The 17,384-nt window shown below is 64.4% G+C and carries 15 protein-coding genes and 1 tRNA gene; 3 read left to right on the forward strand and 13 right to left on the reverse strand.

The genetic code is table 11. The features are described 5' to 3' along the window. Positions 1 to 34: 34 nt before the first annotated feature. Genes SO140_RS40500 through SO140_RS40510 form a run of 3 tightly spaced genes read right to left on the reverse strand, consistent with a single transcriptional unit; the run spans position 35 to position 1,580 of the window. Positions 35 to 919 carry a bifunctional methylenetetrahydrofolate dehydrogenase/methenyltetrahydrofolate cyclohydrolase gene (locus tag SO140_RS40500; protein ID WP_449383385.1) on the reverse strand — a complete coding sequence of 295 codons (885 nt, stop codon included), beginning with the start codon at positions 917 to 919 and terminating at the stop codon, positions 35 to 37. A gap of 3 nt (positions 920 to 922) precedes the next feature. Continuing rightward, on the reverse strand, positions 923 to 1,273 hold the full coding sequence (locus SO140_RS40505; protein WP_449383386.1) for a DUF167 domain-containing protein: 351 nt from the start codon (positions 1,271 to 1,273) through the stop codon (positions 923 to 925). Between the two features lie 16 nt (positions 1,274 to 1,289). Further along, positions 1,290 to 1,580 (reverse strand): YggT family protein, encoded by a 291-nt coding sequence (locus SO140_RS40510; protein ID WP_449383387.1) that lies wholly within the window; start codon positions 1,578 to 1,580, stop codon positions 1,290 to 1,292. Positions 1,581 to 1,768: 188 nt separating this feature from the next. Here SO140_RS40510 and SO140_RS40515 point away from each other — a divergent pair. Then, a tRNA-Ala gene (locus tag SO140_RS40515) sits at positions 1,769 to 1,844 on the forward strand. Between the two features lie 184 nt (positions 1,845 to 2,028). Here the strand turns inward: SO140_RS40515 and SO140_RS40520 are convergent. From SO140_RS40520 to SO140_RS40545, 6 genes are all read right to left on the reverse strand, one after another. Beyond that, positions 2,029 to 2,826: a glutamine amidotransferase gene (locus SO140_RS40520; RefSeq protein WP_449383388.1), complete on the reverse strand. Its 798-nt coding sequence runs from the start codon at positions 2,824 to 2,826 to the stop codon at positions 2,029 to 2,031. 223 nt (positions 2,827 to 3,049) lie between these two features. After that, positions 3,050 to 3,829, reverse strand: coding sequence for an SDR family NAD(P)-dependent oxidoreductase (locus SO140_RS40525; RefSeq protein ID WP_449383389.1), 780 nt, complete (start codon positions 3,827 to 3,829; stop codon positions 3,050 to 3,052). A gap of 221 nt (positions 3,830 to 4,050) precedes the next feature. Then, positions 4,051 to 4,539: a tellurite resistance TerB family protein gene (locus SO140_RS40530; protein ID WP_449383390.1), complete on the reverse strand. Its 489-nt coding sequence runs from the start codon at positions 4,537 to 4,539 to the stop codon at positions 4,051 to 4,053. 321 nt (positions 4,540 to 4,860) lie between these two features. Continuing rightward, a complete protein-coding gene (locus SO140_RS40535) occupies positions 4,861 to 6,270 on the reverse strand; it encodes an adenylate/guanylate cyclase domain-containing protein (protein ID WP_449383391.1) in 1,410 nt (469 codons plus the stop codon). Between the two features lie 58 nt (positions 6,271 to 6,328). Further along, the gene (locus tag SO140_RS40540) at positions 6,329 to 7,696 is read right to left on the reverse strand and encodes a cytochrome P450 (protein ID WP_449383392.1); all 1,368 of its coding nucleotides are present in this window, start codon (positions 7,694 to 7,696) and stop codon (positions 6,329 to 6,331) included. 36 nt (positions 7,697 to 7,732) lie between these two features. Next, positions 7,733 to 9,106: a hydrolase gene (locus tag SO140_RS40545; RefSeq protein WP_449383393.1), complete on the reverse strand. Its 1,374-nt coding sequence runs from the start codon at positions 9,104 to 9,106 to the stop codon at positions 7,733 to 7,735. A gap of 138 nt (positions 9,107 to 9,244) precedes the next feature. Here SO140_RS40545 and SO140_RS40550 point away from each other — a divergent pair, with 138 nt between their 5' ends. Further along, on the forward strand, positions 9,245 to 10,933 hold the full coding sequence (locus SO140_RS40550) for an MFS transporter (protein WP_449383394.1): 1,689 nt from the start codon (positions 9,245 to 9,247) through the stop codon (positions 10,931 to 10,933). Between the two features lie 25 nt (positions 10,934 to 10,958). On the opposite strand, the gene SO140_RS40555 is transcribed toward SO140_RS40550, so the two are convergent. Beyond that, the gene (locus SO140_RS40555) at positions 10,959 to 11,174 is read right to left on the reverse strand and encodes a hypothetical protein (protein WP_449383395.1); all 216 of its coding nucleotides are present in this window, start codon (positions 11,172 to 11,174) and stop codon (positions 10,959 to 10,961) included. Positions 11,175 to 11,356: 182 nt separating this feature from the next. Next, on the reverse strand, positions 11,357 to 11,653 hold the full coding sequence (locus SO140_RS40560; RefSeq protein WP_449383396.1) for a hypothetical protein: 297 nt from the start codon (positions 11,651 to 11,653) through the stop codon (positions 11,357 to 11,359). Positions 11,654 to 11,904: 251 nt separating this feature from the next. On the opposite strand from SO140_RS40560, the gene SO140_RS40565 reads away from it, so the two are divergent. Beyond that, on the forward strand, positions 11,905 to 12,960 hold the full coding sequence (locus SO140_RS40565; protein ID WP_449383397.1) for a polysaccharide deacetylase family protein: 1,056 nt from the start codon (positions 11,905 to 11,907) through the stop codon (positions 12,958 to 12,960). 66 nt (positions 12,961 to 13,026) lie between these two features. On the opposite strand, the gene SO140_RS40570 is transcribed toward SO140_RS40565, so the two are convergent. Next, on the reverse strand, positions 13,027 to 13,374 hold the full coding sequence (locus tag SO140_RS40570; RefSeq protein WP_449383398.1) for a hypothetical protein: 348 nt from the start codon (positions 13,372 to 13,374) through the stop codon (positions 13,027 to 13,029). A gap of 131 nt (positions 13,375 to 13,505) precedes the next feature. Then, on the reverse strand, positions 13,506 to 16,934 hold the full coding sequence (locus SO140_RS40575; protein ID WP_449383399.1) for a DUF7933 domain-containing protein: 3,429 nt from the start codon (positions 16,932 to 16,934) through the stop codon (positions 13,506 to 13,508). Positions 16,935 to 17,384: the final 450 nt, after the last annotated feature.

Genomic DNA, 17,384 nt, shown 5'->3' on the forward strand with positions numbered 1-17,384 from the left:
ATGGTGCGTTAGCACCGGAATGTCAATCGGAGTTCTACACCGCCGGCTTCGACAGGCCGGCGATTGCGCAGGCGGCGCGCAGCGTGTTCACCAGCAAGCACGCCACCGTCATCTGGCCGACGCCGCCGGGCACCGGCGTGATCGCACCCGCAACGTTCAACGCTTCCTGATAGGCGACGTCGCCGACGAGACGCGTCTTGCCGCCCTCCCTGGGAACGCGGCTGATACCAACGTCGATCACGGTCGCACCCGGCTTCAGCCAGTCGCCGCGCACCATTTCCGCCTTGCCGACGGCAGCGTAGACGAGGTCGGCACGCCGGACGAGCCCAGGCAGATCGCGCGAGCGCGAATGCGCAATCGTCACCGTGGCGTTCTCGTTCAGCAGCAACTGCACCAGGGGACGGCCGACCAGGTTGGAGCGGCCGAGGACGATGGCGTTCATGCCCTCGAGCGAGGCGTGCACGCTCTTGGTCAGGATGATGCAGCCGAGCGGCGTGCACGGCGACAGCGCCTGGAAACCGCCCGCGAGCCGGCCGGCATTGTTCGGATGCAGCCCATCGACGTCCTTGGCGGGATCGATGGCGTTGATAACGGCCTCGGTATTGAGACCCTTGGGCAGCGGCAGCTGCACCAAAATGCCGTGCACGGCGGGATCGCGATTGAGTTTTGCGACCACCGCCAGCAAATCCGCCTGCGAGACGTCGGCCGGCAATTTGTGCTCGAACGAGGCCATGCCGGCCGCCTGCGTCTGGGCGTGCTTGGAGCGGACATAGACTTCGCTGGCGGGATCGTTGCCGACCAGCACGACAGCCAAGCCCGGGACCAAATTGTGCTCGCGCTTGACGCGGGCAACCTCGTCCGCGACGCGGGCGCGGAGCTCCGCTGCAATGACTTTTCCATCGATGATTTTGGCCGTCATGTCCTAATCCCCATTCGTCGACTTGGCCGCGGCAAGCCGGCGCAACGCCTCTCCAAGGCGCGCCGGGTCGCCGTCGACCGCAATCTGCTTCAGTCGCGAGGTGGCACCCGAGAGCAGCCGCACGCTCGCCTTTGGCACGCCGAGCGATTTCGCAAGCAGCTGCAAGACCGCACGGTTGGCCTCGCCGCCATCGGCAATCGCGCGCACCCGCACCTTGAGCACGCTGCGGCCGTCGGAGAGCGCCTCGATGCCGTCGATGTCGTCACGGCCGCCGCGCGGCGTGACCCGCAGCGCGATACTGATGCCCGAGGTGGAATAGCGCCAGGGTTCTGTAGAGGGCTTTGTCGAGGCCAATGCCCGCCTGCTTCGCCTAAATCACGTTCGGGTAGATGTAGTATGCGATCACCTTCTGGATAAACAAGATGATCAGAATCAGGATGATCGGCGAGATGTCGATGCCGCCGAGGTTGGGCAGGAAATTGCGAATCGGCGCCAGCACCGGCTCGGTGATGCGGTACAGGAATTCCGCCACCGCCGAGACGAACTGGTTGCGGGTGTTCACCACGTTGAAAGCGATCAGCCAGGACAGGATCGCGGAGGCGATCAGCAGCCAGACGTAGAGGTCGAGCACGATGAGGACGATGTCGAGAACGGCACGCATGGCTGTGAGAACTCTGGTTCCGGTGGGGATTGAGGCCTTTTGCTAGATATCGGTTCCCCCCGGCCCAAACAAGGGAAGTCCCGGCACCGACCGGCCAAAACCGGGTTATGCCCGTCCTTGACTTGACCTTGGCGGGGACTTAAATGGCCCCCGGTTGTCGGCCGCGTTTACCAGAGCGGCCAGCAAACGGGGCCATAGCTCAGCTGGGAGAGCGCGTCGTTCGCAATGACGAGGTCGGCGGTTCGATCCCGCCTGGCTCCACCACGCTTCGCCCTTCGGGCTACGCGTGGCGCAGCCACGCAAGAGTCCGAGGGGCGAAGCGTGGTGTCCGGCGAAGCCCAAAGGGCGAAGACGGACGAAGCTGGCCCTTGCCTTCCATCCAATCGACTTCAGTCGCACAAGATCAGCCGTTGCGCGTCCGCAAGGCGAAGACCAAGCCGCGCTGCGATCACTCAGCGGCTTGTGCCATGACAGGTCTGCGCACCAGCCAGCCATCGATGAAATTCTTCAGCCAGGCCCGTTCGGCAACGTCATAGACCGCGCGGTCCGCGAAATGATGGTGGCGGGCGCACGCGCCGGGCGCACTCAGGCCGTCATAGCCACGCGTGGTCCAGCGATGCATCATCGCGTAGGTCACGTCGGGATGAAACTGGAAGCCGAAGGCATTGCCGGCACAGAACGCCTGCACCGGAAAATCATCGCCCTCGGCGAGCAGCTCCGCGCCGCCGGGCAGCTCAAAGCCTTCGCGGTGCCAGTGATAGACCTTGCCCGGCCAATCCGGGCACAGCGCGTGGCCCGCGGCCGTCGGACGGATCGGATAGTAGCCGATCTGTGTGAGCGCGTCGGGGTGCGGTGCGACGCGAGCCCCGAGCTGCATCGCGAGCATCTGCGCACCCAAGCAGATGCCGAGAAACGGCCGCTGCTCCCGCAACGGAATTTCGATCCAGTCGATCTCGCGGCGGATGTAGTCGTCGCAATCATTGGCGCTCATCGGCCCGCCGAAAAACACGGCACCCGCGTGATGTTCGAGCGTCTTGGGCAAGGGATCGCCGAAGCGCGGCCGGCGGATGTCGAGGCGATGGCCGAGCGCGCGCAAGGCGTTTCCAACCCGGCCGGGCGTCGAGGATTCCTGATGCAGGATGATCAGCACGGGCAGCGGAGGCTTACGGTCGGCGGCGGCGTCTGGCGCCCTTCTCCTGAAGGGGACCACCTCCGCACCGCCAAACCTGTCCGTCCGGAACGACATCGCCCTTTTTCAAAAGCCATAGGTTCAGATCGCCAGCATAACTAAGCGATCGTTAATTTCGTGTGAGTTTGCGCACACACTGAACCGAGACAAAGCAAGCGCCGGGCCAAATCGGAGTGCGCTAAAGTGTGATGAGATAGGGATGAAATCATCATCGCGCTTCAGGTTATTGTTTGAGCATGATCTTTTCGGAAAACCGCTTCACACTTTTCCGGATCATGCTCTAGCGCCGGCGCCTCTGGAACCCGCCGACGGCGGCCAAAATGAAGCCGCGCGGGAAGAAGCGCAGCAGGAACGGCACGATCTTGATGCCGAGGCCAGGCAGCACCGCCCGTTTATTGGCCATCAGCCCGCGATAGGCGGCGCGCGCAACATCAGCGGCCGAGACGTCGAGAACGGCGGAATCGAATCCGGGGACAAATCCGGCGCGGGCCTGAAATTCGGTCGCCACAGGTCCCGGGCAAAGCACGGTGACGCGGACGCCGCGCGCTCCGAGCTCGCCGCGCAGCGCCTCGGTGAAGGAGATGACGTAGGCCTTGGAGGCGTAATAGACGGCCATGCCCGGGCCGGGCAGGAAGCCCGCGATCGAGCCGACGTTGAGAATGCCACCCTTGTTCTTGACGAGCTGGTCCGCGAAACGTAGCGACAGATCGGTCAACGCGCGGATGTTGACGTCGATGATGCCGAGCTGCGCGGCGCGATCGCACTCGATCGCGTCGCCGAACACCCCGAAGCCGGCATTGTTGACGAGATGGTCGAGCTCGACGTCGGCAGCGGCCAGTGCCGCCGCGATCTTCTCGCCCGCGCCATTCTCTTCGAGATCGCAGGCGATCACGATCGGGGCCTTGCCGCCCTTGGCTGCGATCTCGCCGGCCAATACATCGAGCCGGTCGGCACGACGCGCCGTCAATGCCAGGCGGTGACCGTTCGCGGCAAACACGCGCGCCAGCTCCGTGCCTATGCCCGCCGAGGCACCGGTAATCAGCGTCACACGCTCAGTCACGATCGAAATCTCTTCAATGCCAGCGAAATTGGGGCGACACCCCAGGACGAGAGCATAGGCCGCGTGAGCGATGCAAGGCGCCCGTCGGCCTCGCGACGAGCAGCCGAGATGGAGGATGCAGAAAAACCGCTGATTTGCAGGGGTATTCGGCTAGGCTGTGATCGGCGGATACATTAAAGTTTCGTCATGTGGTCGCGACTGGCCGCGTCCCATCGATGCGCTCAAGTACTGGCGATGCCGTCATTGACCTGACCGGTGCGGCGACCCGCGATGAGATGCTTGAGGTCGATCCGGTCGCGCTGTGACACGCCGAGCAGATCGGAGGCACGCCAGACGACGTTGTCCTCGAACTCGGTGACCTGGCCGTCGGCATAGACGAGCTCCCACATCATCTCGACGATGCGCTTGCGGCCCTCTTCATTGAGCGAGCGCATGATGACGCTGGTGAAGTGATAGAGATCGACCGCCTCGCCCTCGACCTGGGTTGCGGAGGCGATCAGGCGGTCCGCAGTGCCGCGATCCAGCGAGAAATGGCTTTCGATCAGGTTGTGCAGCTTGCGCCGTTCGGCTTCCGTCGGCTCGCCGTCGAGCGAGATCACATGGATCAGCAGCGCGGTCGCCGCCAGGCGATAGTCGGTGTCGCCGAAGGCGCGATCCCCCGCCTGGGGGGCGACAATGTCGGCTATGAATTGGCGCAGTCCGTCGAGCATGAAAATCCTGCCGCAATGGGTGGCGCCGCAACGGCGGCCTGTCTCCTTTATATGAGCGGGAAATTCGCCCCGCGCAATGCGCGCTTATGCCCCGCGCTGCATTACGTTTCGGCAATCTGATCGGCGCGGCTTCCGAGTGAAACAAGCCGCTACACCCCGACGTCGTCCTGGCGAAAGCCAGGACCCATTACCCCGAATGGAAATTGTTGAAACGCGCTGGGGCCTCCAGCGTGCCTATTCCGCTGTCCTGTGGTTGGGTCCCGGATCCGCGCTTCGCTTGTCCGGGACGACAGCGGAGAATATGTCGGCGCTGCGAATCCCTCACGGCAGTTCGTACACCACCATCTTGTCGGCGATGCCGCGGAGCGCGGCCTGTTTCTGGATCGGCTTGATCGACCACTGCTCCAGGATCCTGGCGACCGCCGGCGCGTCCAGCACGGGACCGGTGATGTGGATTTCCTGGGCCATCGACACACTCTGCACGCGCGCGGCAATGTTGACGGTCCGGCCGAAATAGTCCTGGCGCTCGTTGAGCATCACCGCAAGACAAGGCCCCTCATGAATGCCGATCTTGAGAACGAGATCTTCGGAGCCGCGCTTCTTGTTCAACTCCTCCATCGCGGAACGCATGCGCAAGCCGGCGACAAGAGCGTCCTCCGGCTTGACGAACGTCGCCATCACGGCATCGCCGATCGTCTTCACCACCGCGCCCTTTTCGGACGCGATGATCTCGAGCAGCGCATGGAAATGCGCGCGCACGAGGTCGAAGGCGGCGAGATCGCCGACGCGCTCATAGAGCGCGGTCGAGCCCTTCAGGTCGGTGAACAGGAAGGTCAGCGAGGTGATCTGCAACCGCTGATCGATGTTGAGATTGTCCGCCTTGAAGACATCGCGGAAGGTCTGGTTGGACAGCATCCGCTTGGCGGTGAGGAACGGCTTGCGCTTGCCGATCAAATGATGCAGCGCCTCAGCCGCGATGAACACGGTCGGCAGCACGCGCACGCCGGCCTGATTGTCCAGGGACAGCCGCAGGGGTCCGGGCCGCAAGGTCGTGGTTCCCGTCGGGGCCTGGACCTTGTTGTACATGATCGCGAGTTGCTGACGCTCCTTGGTCGGCTCGCCCTGGACATCGATGAAATGCGCGGCATGCGTCACCGGCTCGAAGACGATGACGAAATCGTTCGGAAGCTGGAGCGACATCGTCGCCTTTTCGCCGGCCGGAAGCTCGAGCGTGTCGAGCGTGACCTCATTGGCGAGGGTCGCGAACGACTCCTTGTTGAAGTCGACGCCCGAGCTCCAGAACATCTGCTTGAAATACTCCCACACCGAAAGCGAGTCGGGGTCGTGCGCCGCGATGCGCCGCACGCGCGGACTGACGGTGAAGGAGACCTCGACGGCCTCGTCGACGGACGCCTTGTAGCCGCAGGCGCAGAGCGCGCAATGATAGTCGTCGGGCCGCAGCGCCTTCAGCGTCGTGTGGGCGCCGAGCACGCCGCCGCACCCCGGACACAAGACGTTCCAGCTCAGATCGAACAGTCCGAGACGCGCCGAATGCAGGAAGGCGGAGATGACCCGCTCCTCATCGAAGCCATGCTGCCTGGAGAAATCGATGGCGTTGATGCGGTTCAGCTCGTGATCCTCGCCGCGATCGATCAGCCGCTCGATCTGGTCGACCACCTTGGGCTCGGCGGTTTGCTTGAGAACCGAAAACTGGGCCTGAATGTCGCTCATGTTGCTTCATCTAGTGTGTTGGCGCAGCGATCCCAAGGACCGGCTAAGGACCGGCTCGTCACCGAGGCGTGATACGGAACTTGGGGGAATGGTCCGGCTGCGTCGTGACGACGCCGACGGGAATGACGGGGCCGGTGTCGGCCAGCTCAACACGGAATTCACCGATCAGCCGGGCCAGAGCCAGCACCGACTCGGCCTGCGCAAAAGGTGCGCCGATGCAGACGCGCGGGCCGGCGCCGAACGGCAGATAGGCGAAGCGGTCGGGCGGCGTCGCCGACATGAAGCGCTTGGGGATGAAGGCGTTGGGCTGGTCCCAGAGCTTTTCGTGACGGTGCAGCAGCCATGGCGCGATCATGATGATGTCGCCCTTCTTGATCTCGACACCCGCGGCGTTGTCCTTGTCGAGCGCCGCGCGCGCGATCAGGAAGGCCGGCGGATAGAGCCGCATGGTCTCCTCGATGACGGCGCGGGTGAATTTCTGCCGGTCGATATCGGCCATGCTGTCCAGGTGCTCGCCGCGCGTCTCGGAGGCGACTTCCTCCTGGGTTTCGGGATCGAGCGCCAGGAGATAGAGCGCCCAGGACAGAGCCGTCGCGGTCGTCTCGTGACCCGCCAGGATCATGGTTGCGACCTCGTCGACGAGCTGCTCGTCCGAAAAGCCCTTGCCGGTCTCGGGATCGCGCGCTTCGTCCATGAGGTCGAAGAGATCGCGCGGCGGCGCGCCCTCCTTCTTGCCGGCGGCCCGCCGCTCGGCAATCAGCATCGCGACGAACGCGGTCCAGCGCTTGCGGAAACGGGCGCGCGCGAAATCCATCGGGCTCGGCCAGGAAACCGGCAGCAGCATGTCGAGGAAATAGGGCCGACCCAGGCGCTGGCCATATTCCATGACGAAATTGCGCAAGGTCGCGCCGTGCTTGTCCATGCCGAACGAGAACATCGTGCGACCGGCGATCTCGAGAGTCATCCGCTGCATGATTTCGCGGAGGTCGATGACCTCACCGGCTTTCGTCTTGAGCTTCGCGATAGTCTCGTCGAGCACCGCCGTCATGTGCGGGACGAGGTTTGCGGTGGCATGCGGCGTGAACGCGGGCGCCAGCGTTCGACGCTGGTGCCGCCACGGCTGGCCTTCCGCGATGAGCAGACCCTGCCCGAGCACCGGACGCAGCATCCGGATGCCGGCCGGCGTACGCGTATAGTTCTCGTAATTATTGAGCAGGATGTGCCGGATCGAGTCCGGCCGGTTGAGGATGAAGCTGTTGCGGAGGAAGAAGCGGCCCTGGATGACGTCTTCCTCATAGGCGCGCTGTGCCCACGTCGCGATCATGTTCTTGCGGATCACCGCAACGCGGCGGAGGAATGGCATTCCCTCCGGCGCACGCGGCGGGGTCGGCGGAATGATGGGCCGGCGTACCTGGGCGACATTCATGGGCTCTCTCCCCGCATATCCACCGCATCCACACAGCTAGTAAGTCAGTTCGGCAATCGCAATCCTGTTCTCGGCGGCCGACCACGCCCGGGCGACGATCCGTTCTTCGTTGAACTCAGCCACGACGTTACGCCCGACGTCTGTGGCCGGAAGTCGCAGGGTTGCTGCCGTATCCGTTGGCACGCCCGGCTTGACGTCCGCCGGCTCCTTGCCGTCGAACAGCAGGATGTCGCGCGGCAGGCCGAAATAGCCGCGCGGCCGTGACAAAATCAGGACTGCACCGGCCCCGGCATCGGGCGGCCCGAGCGGGCGCGCGGCACGCAGGTGCACCACGTCCGACGAGCGCGGAAAGGGCGAGCGGTAGATATGCGTCGTGGGCGCGCCGGGCGAGGTCAGCACGAATTCGAGCGACCAGGTCGGCTCAACCTGCGCCGGCCCCCAGCGGCCATCGGCGGCGGTCTTTGCGCTATGCACTGCACCGCCCTGGCGCTCGCCGCTCGCGGGATCGACGCGAAACACATCGACGGTGGCGCCCTCCACGGGACGATTGGTCGGCACGCCACCGGGCGTTCCCATCACCAGCCCGCTCAACTTGACGCTGCTCTCGGGCACGATCGCGATGCGCTCCGGCTCGCGCCCCGCGATGAACTTGTAGATCTCGCGGAAGGCACGTGGATGAAACGCGACCTCGCGATGATCGAGCGCGCCGAGCACGAGGTTGGTGGCGCCTTTCAGCTCCGGGCCTTCGGCGGTGACATTGGTGGGCACACCCGGCTTGCCGATGAAGCGGCCATCGGCCTGCGCATATTTGTCCATGCCGTCGCTGCGCAGGGTGAGGAAGGCCGTTCCCGGCGTCACCTCGCTCTCGCCCTCGTTCAGGCCGCGCAGAAAGGCGCCGCGCCCATTGAACTCGTTGCCAAGCGCATCGTCGGTAGCCCAGACACCGTGGTTAGGCGTGCCGCACAGCACGGCATGACTGACATCGCCGGCGCCGCCGTTCTTGATGACGTTACGGATAGAGTTGCCGCCGCGCGAGCTGCCGACCAGCGCGACGCGCGCAGCGCCGGTGCGGCGCTTCAATTCAGCGATCGCAGCGGCCAGCTCGCGGCGCTGATCTTCGGTCGAGGAGCGGCTGGGCTGTTCGACGCTGTCGACGTCCCGCGCATTGGGATCGGTGAAATTGATCGCCAGCATGCGATCGCGCGCAACGCCATTCGACTCCATCCGCCATAATGTCGTCATCCAGAGCGCGCCGTAGTCGCCGTTGCCGTGCACGAACAGGATCGGCGGCACCTCAGCGGCGGCTGGCGCTGCGGGCGCGGTCTGAGCCAATGCAGACGTCCGCAAGCTCGCAACCGCGAAAGGCAGCGCGCTGGCGCCCTGCAGGATTGTCCGTCGCGATAGTTTCATGTCGTTCCTCCCCCGGCAAACCACCTGGTTGCACTGCTTATAGCCGTCTAACCACTGGACAGCGAAGGACTTTCGCAGGCATCACTTGGTCAAGCAGGAATCGCCGAACCATTTCTCGCAAGCCATTTGGAAGGGGATATGACCGAGCAGCCGAAACGCCAGAAATTCGCCAATGACGGCATCACCGCACCCCTGCGGTATACCTTATTCCGGCGCATCTGGCTCGCCAGCCTGCTCTCCAATCTCGGACTCCTGATCCAGGGCGTGGGTGCAGCCTGGGCGATGACGCAGATGGCGGCGTCGGCCGACAAGGTCGCGCTGGTGCAGACCGCGCTGATGCTGCCGATCATGCTGATCTCGATGCCGGCTGGCGCCATCGCCGACATGTATGACCGCCGCATCGTCACCCTCATCTCGCTCTCGATCGCGCTGATCGGTGCATCCGCGCTCACGATACTGGCCGGGCTCAAGCTGATCACCCCCGAAACGCTGCTCGCCTTCTGCTTCATCGTCGGCAGCGGCAACGCACTGTTCGGCCCGGCCTGGCAGTCCTCGGTCAGCGAGCAGGTGCCGCCAGACTCGCTGCCATCGGCGGTGGCACTGAACGGCATCAGCTACAACATCGCGCGCAGCTTCGGCCCCGCGATCGGCGGCGTCATCGTTGCTGCGGCTGGCGCGGTGGCGGCGTTTGCCTGCAACGCGATCCTCTATCTGCCGCTGCTGGTCGTGCTGCTGCTGTGGCGGCGCTCCACCGAACCGTCGCGCCTGCCGCGGGAAAAGCTCAACCGTGCCATGGTCTCCGGCGTGCGCTACATCACCAATTCGCCGCCGATCAAGATCGTGCTGTTGCGGACGCTGGTGATGGGCCTGATCGGCGGCGCCATCATGGCGCTCATGCCATTGGTCGCGCGCGACCTCCTGCATGGCGGCGCGCAGACCTACGGCATCATGCTCGGGGCGTTCGGCATGGGCGCCGTGGTCGGCGCGCTCAACATCCACGAATTGCGCAAGCGCATGAGCGGCGAATCGGCGATCCGCGCCTGCACGATCTCGATGGCGTTTGCGATGGGCGCCATCGCGATCAGCAGCGAGCCCGTGCTGACCGCGGCCGCTCTGGTGCTGGCGGGCGCGGTGTGGATGGCCGCGGTGGCGCTGTTCAATATCGGCGTGCAGCTCTCGGCGCCGCGCTGGGTCGCTGGGCGCTCGCTCGCCGCATTCCAGGCCTCGATCTCCGGCGGCATTGCGATCGGCGCCTGGGGCTGGGGCCATCTCACCGATCATGCCGGCGTCGAGATGGCGCTGCTCACCGCCGCCGGCCTGATGCTGCTCTCGCCGCTGCTGGGACTATGGCTGGCAATGCCGCGCGTCGGCGCGCGCAACGAGGACGCCGAGGTGCTCGCCGATCCCGAGGTGAGGCTGTCACTGACGGGGCGCAGCGGTCCCCTGGTGGTCGAGATCGAATATCGCGTGGCGCAGGAGAACGCGCGCGCCTTCCACAATGTGATGCAGGACGTGCAGCTCTCCAGGCAGCGCAACGGCGCCTATGGCTGGTCGATCGCGCGCGACATCGCCGATTCCGAGTTGTGGACCGAGCGCTACCACTGCCCGACCTGGCTCGATTATTTGCGCCAGCGCAACCGCTCGACCCAGTCCGAGCGCGCGCTGCATCAGCAGGCGATCGATTTCCACATCGGCCCCGACCCGGTGCGGATTCGTCGTATGCTCGAGCGCCCGTTCGGCTCGGTACGCTGGAAGGAAGAGACGCCGGACCGCAGCAGCGGCGAGGTGTTGCCGGTGGTTGCGACCGCGGCGGGGAGCAGCACTTAGTTTTTCACCGGAAGGACCACGATAATTACTGCCCGTGCTCGGTCAGCACCTTGTCGCAGGCCTTGCTAAGGCGGGTGCGGTTCTGTTTCAGGCAGGCGAGCACGGCCGAATCGCCGTTGTTCATCACGGAACGGCAGAAGCGCGAGACGTCACGGGCGCAGGCATCGTGGCCCGGCTGCTGCTGCGCTGACGCACCCGATGCGATCAGGGCCAATGGAAAAATCAAAAGAAATCTGCTCATCACAAAAATGCCTCATACCCGAAACGATAGGCGGGCGAAGCTAAAGCGGTGGTTCCCGCGCCGCAACGGCTTTTGTTGATGAGCTGAGCCGGCGAGATGCGAGTGGCCCCGGTCTGGACGCCGGGGCCTTCGCGAGGGAGCCCAGGCGCGCGATGATGGCATCATCACCACGCGCGCTTGTCTTAGTGCGCACCTTCCTGGACGTCGGCGACCTTGCGCGACGGCGCCTTGGCGAGGTCCTTGTCCATCACGGCACGGCAGCCGGGGCTGAGATCGGCGCGGTGCTTGAACATGCAGGCGGTGATGGCGGGGATGTTGGGGATTTCCGACGAGCACAGGCGGAAGGCGTCACCGGTGCACATCTGCTGCGCCTCGGCGGTGTAGGCAAAGCCTGTCGTCGAGGACAGGATCGACACGAAAGCGGCGAAACCCAGCGCCAGGCTGGCGTCGCGGATTTTGGACGAGAACGAGGTGGTCATTTGGGGCTCCCATTGGCGCCGCCGTCGGGCGGGGTGCGTTAACGGGAGCTACGATGATCCGGCAAAACCGTTTCCACTGTGATGACGATCACGACCGGCCCGTCGACCGTGACATCGGTCACTTTGGCGCACCCCGCTGAAATTCCACCGCAACCGCTGTCGTGTTGGTGTCACGTTAACTGTTCCTTCGCATTATCGGCTCGGCGCGGGGAAAAACCGCTTGTTTGGTTGCGTATTTGGAAAGAGTAGCGATGCGTAATGCGTTGGGCCTGCTAGTGGCCAGTGTGATTGCGGCGGTCGTGATCGCCGGAGGTTGGTTCTTTTATTCCTCGCGCGCCGAACAGGCCGCTCCCCAGACAATGGCTGCCCGCGCGCCGGACTCTTTGCCGGCCTCGGCAAAGCTTGCGGCCAAGGACGACGTCGAGACCACGGCGGCGCTATCAGGCAGACCGGCCGCGGCGCCGAGCGCTCCGGCTGCGGCCGCACCAGCGCCGGCGCTGCCGGTTCAGCAGAAGTCGACCTGCGCCAATCCGAACGCGCTTGGCGTCGCCCGCGTGGTCGAGATCGATACCACCGGGGGACCGGGTTTCGGCTTCGAGCATTTCAAGCAGTTCGACTTCCTCACCGACAAGGAGGTCGTGCTGACCTTCGACGACGGTCCGTGGCCGAACAACACGCCCGCGGTGCTGAAGGCGCTCGCAGACGAATGCACCAAAGGCCTGTTCTTCGCGGTCGGCAAGCACGCCACCTATCATCCCGAGATCCTGCGCCAGGTGCTGGCCCAGGGCCACACGGTCGGCACCCACACCTGGTCGCACGTCAATCTCAACAGCAAGAAGATGACGGAACAACAGGCCAAGGACGAGGTGGAGAAGGGCTTCAGCGCGGTGAAGTTCGCGCTCGGGACCAACCCCGCGCCTTTCTTCCGCTTCCCCCAGCTTCAGCACAATCCGGCGATCGTGAGCTATTTCGGCACCCGCAACGTCGCCATGTTCTCGACCGATCTCGATTCGTTCGACTTCCGGAAAGAGAGCACGCCGGACAAGATCGTCAGCAACGTGATGACCAAGCTCGACAAGCTCGGCAAAGGCATCATCCTGATGCACGACTTCCAGAAGCACACCGCCGAAGCCCTGCCGACGCTGCTCGCACGCCTCAAGGCTGGCGGCTACAAGGTCGTGCAGATGAAGGCGAAGACGACGTTCCAGACGCTGCCGGAATATGACGAGGCGCTGCTGAAGGATTTGAAGGTGCCGACCTCGAGCGCACGTCCGATCTCGAGCGTGGTGCAGACGGTTTCGCAGTAACGCGACAAGCCAGTACGCTTCGACGGATCATGATGGCCGGGCTTCCCGGCCATTACCGTTTTTGGATTACCAATAGATCCCGTGGCGATGGAGCTCGCCGATGATGCGACCTTCGGTCCAGTAAGGCTTGCGCTTCGGCTTGTCGATCTTCGCCGTAGTCTTGGTCGAGACCGCTGGCGTCTGCGTCGTTGCGGACGTCGAACTTGTGGTCGTCGCCGGTGTCGTGGATACGGCCGCGGGCCGGTCGACATATTTCGGAGCTTCAGTGGGCTTGGAGGCCTGCGGCGCAGCGGTGGTCGTGGTCTGCTGCGCGACCGGATCATCCGCGGAAGCAATCGTCAAGCTACGCGAACCGGCGGCCTGAGCAGACGCAGAGGCCAGAACCATGGCGGCAACCAGAATGATCTTGCGCATGTGCGTGTCTCCCGTTTGCGAACGCCACGGCAAGCTAGGACAAGTCGGCCTGGCGTTACGTGACCTTGGTCACGCAAGCGGACGGCGTTGCATTATTGGCCGGAGTCTTGTCCAGGCGCCCCGGCCCTGATCTAGTCTGCGCTGAACGGAACCGACGCGCGTCCACGCACCGACCAGACGGTGAACTGATTGCTCCCGAGCCCTCCAAGCTCGCCATCGACCGACAACCTCGGGCCGGTTTCCAGCGTCACGCCGACGCCGGTGGTGACGCGCGCCGACCAGCCCTGCAAGAACTGGGTCGCCTGCAGCAGCGGCCCGACCGGAAGCGTTGCGTCGTCGCGGTTGAAATAATAGTCGGCGTAGAGGCCGACATAAGGCATGAGCTTGACCGTGGTCGTCCATAGCCACGGGTACATGATTTTTGCGCCGGCGCTCGCGCGGCCTTCCGAGAAGGTTCGTGAGCTCTCCGCGATGCCAAAGTTGTCCGTGTAGGAGTCTTCGCGCTCCCACAAGGCATAGACCTTGAGTGAGGGCTCAATCTCGAAGCCGTAATGCGTCTTGTAGACGCCGATCAGCGACGCCGTCGCGAGCCAGCGTTGCCCCGGGAACGTCGCGAATGCCGTTCCGGCGGTGCCATTGTAGCTAATTCCCGAGCGCGCCAGGCTGGCGTCGAATCGCATGCCCGGCAGGAAGCGCCAGCCGAAATATCCGCCGGCCGTCCACCCGTCACCCTTTAAACGACCGTCGAGCAGCTGCGAGGTGTAGTCGAAGCTCTCATAGCCGCCGAATGCGCCGATCAGAATATCGGTCGTGAGGCGATGCGATATTCCGAACAGCGCATTGATCTGTCCACCGCGGATATCGCCGGTCTGCTGGCTGGTATTCCAGTCGCTGCCGCGTATGTCGGCCCAGGCCAGCCACAAAGGTGGTGCGAGCACGACCGGCGGCATCCCCTTGGTCGGCGGGGGTTGGAGCTCGCAGCCGAACTTGAAGCGCAGGCCGCCGCCGCTCGCCTTGACCGGCATCTGCGGGCCCGCGCAGTCGGTAAAGCCATCCGCAATCGCCTCATCGACTGCGCCGGAGACCGCGGCGCCCGAAGCGTGGGCCTCGATCTTGGTGACCGTGAGCTGCAAATCGCGCAGGTGCCCGCTGTCCGCCGGCACGCTGATGGTGATGGAGGCATTCGCGGTGTTGCCTGTTCCGCCGTTCGTGGACGTGACGGGGTCCGTGACGTTGGTCAGCGATCCGACGGTCGTTCCCGTCACGTTGACCGAAAACGTGCAGGACGCAGCGGGCGAGAGCGTCGCACCCGTGAGGCTGACGCTGCCGCCACCTGCGGTCGCCGTGATGGAGCCGCCGCCGCACGAGCCGGTCAGGCCGTTGGGGCTCGCAACCAGGAGCCCGGCCGGGAATCTGTCGGTGAGCGCGACGCCGGTGAGCGCGGAGCTCGGGTTGGGATTGACGACCGTGAACGTCAGCGAGGTTACGCCGCCCGCCGCAATCGACGCGGCGCCGAATGCTTTTTGGACTCTCGGAGAGAGCGACGTATTGACCGTGAGCGTCGCGCTGGCGCTGTCTCCGCTCCCTCCGTTGGTCGAACTGATCGGTGAGCTGGCGTTGACCTTGATGCCGGCGGTCGTGCCGGTCACGTTGATCGAGATCGTGCAGGACGAGGCGCTCGCGAGGGTGGCGCCCGAGAGGTTGACGCTGCCGCCGCCGGCAGGCGCGGTGAGGGTGCCGCCGCAGGTGCTGGACAGGCCGGTGGGGGTCGCAACCAGGAGCCCGGCGGGAAACGCGTCGGTGAATGTGATCCCCGTGAGCACCGTCGAAGCATTGGGATTGGTGATCGTGAAGGTGAGCAACGACGTACCGCCAACTGCAATCGATGCAGGCGCGAAGCTCTTGGAAAGCCCAGGAGGAGCCAGTTCGGTCACCTGAAGCGACGAACTGGCGGTGTTGCCAGTCCCTCCATTGCTCGAGGTGACGTTCGAGGTTGTGTTGACCTTGGTGCCGATGGTGGTGCCGGTTACGGTAACCGAGAAGGTGCAGGCCCCGCCTCCCGTAATATTTGCGCCCGCGAGCGCGATGCTCGTGCCTGTGGTCGTAAGCGTCCCGCCGCATTGAGCGATGCTGGCAGCCGGAACAGTCAGCCCGGCCGGAAGAGCATCGGTGAAGGCTACCCCGGACAGCACCAGCACAGGGTTGGGGTTGATGATCGTGAAGGTGAGCACCGATGTGCCGCCAAGCGGAATCAGTGACGGCGCGAAGCTCTTGTTGATCGCAGGCGGAAACGTGCTCACGCCCACCGCGAGCGTCGCGCTGGCGTTGTCTCCGGTTCCTCCGTTGGTTGAGTTGACCGGTGATGTGCTGTTGACCTTGATTCCGGTGGTCGTGCCGGTCACGTTGAGCGAGATCGTGCAGGACGAGGCGGCCGCGAGGGTGGCGCCCGAGAGGTTGACGCTGCCGCCGCCGGCAGGCGCGGTGAGGGTGCCGCCGCAGGAGTTGGTCAGGCCGCTGGGGGTTGCAACCAGGAGCCCGGCGGGAAACGCGTCGGTGAACGCAACGCCTGTGAGCGCCGTCGAAGCATTGGGATTCGTGATCGTGAAGGTGAGCGACGATGTGCCGTTGAGGGCAATCGATGCCGGCGCAAAGCTCTTGGAAAGTCCAGGAGGAGCCAGTGCGGTCACCTCGATCGACGCGCTGGCGGTGTTGCCGGTCCCTCCATTGGTCGATGTGACCGCCGAGGAGTTGTTGACCTTGGTGCCCGTGGTGGTACCGGTCACGGTGACCGAGAAGCTGCAGACCCCGCCTCCTGCAATGCTTGCGCCCGCGAGCGCGATGCTCGTCGCGGTCGTCGTTAGCGTGCCGCCGCATTGAGCGATGCTGGTCGCCGGAACAGTAAGCCCGGCCGGCAGAGTGTCGCTGAACGCGACGCCCGTGAGTGCTGCCGAAGCATTTGGATTGGTGATCGTGAAGGTGAGCGCCGATGTGCCGCCGAGTGGAATAGATGAGGGCGCGAAGCTCTTGGCGATTGCGGGGGGCGAAGGGGTCGGCGCCGCGTCAACAGTCAGGTGCGCCGTTGCATCGTTGCCGGGCCCCTGGTCCGAGGAGACCTTGACCGAGTTGTTCTTCTGGCCAGTGGACGTGGCCGTCACGTTGACGGCGACGGTGCACGTCTGGTTCGACGCCAAAGAGACGTTCGCCAAGCTGATGCTGGCGGCACCGGCCGCGGCCGTCACATTGGAGACATTGCAGGAGGCGTCGGCGCCGGTGACGGTCAGGCCGGGGGGTGTGGCGACAACAAGTCCACCGGGCAGAGCATCTGTGAAATTTACGCCGGTATTTCCAAGAGTGGCGCCAGTGACGGTGAACGTCAGCGTCGTGCTGCTGCCAACCGAGATCGCCGACGCCCCGAACGACTTGGCGATCGTCGGCGTATTCTGCCCGCGCACCACCTGCGCAGCCCCCGGGCTGACGAACGCGATCAGCACGCCCATGACTGCCGCCCAAACCGTAGCGCGGTAGCGATATCCCTGCACTTCGGTCGCAGCAGAGTCCACGTGAGGCGACTTCGAAAACCAACGGATTGCAAGCGTCGCGACGAAAGATTGCGCAAAGGGACACAACCCGCACTTCATCGCCGCCCCCAAGGACAGTTGTCACACCCGGCAAAGGCAACAACGAAAGGTCGCGACGTGTCAGTTGGTTCGGCCGTCTGAATGTTTCAATTCCGCGCGGACCAGCGTGAATGTGCGAAGGCGCGCCAAATTCGAAGCTCAGATTGCAATCTATAGACATCACAATCCCAGGAAGAGCGGCCACAAATGCGGCGAACGACAAGGGCGGTGCAAGTTTCACGATGACTGTTGCCGCCGCGCGACGCAGCGGACAGCAACGCTGACCGAATCTGGGGCTGGTCTAGACGTGTCTGGGTTGAGCAGCCTGAGACATAGGTGACGGTACGTACCGGACACATGGGTTACACTTTCCGCTTTTGTTCTGCGGGAGGT

The sequence above is a fragment of the Bradyrhizobium sp. UFLA05-108 genome (assembly GCF_059803455.1).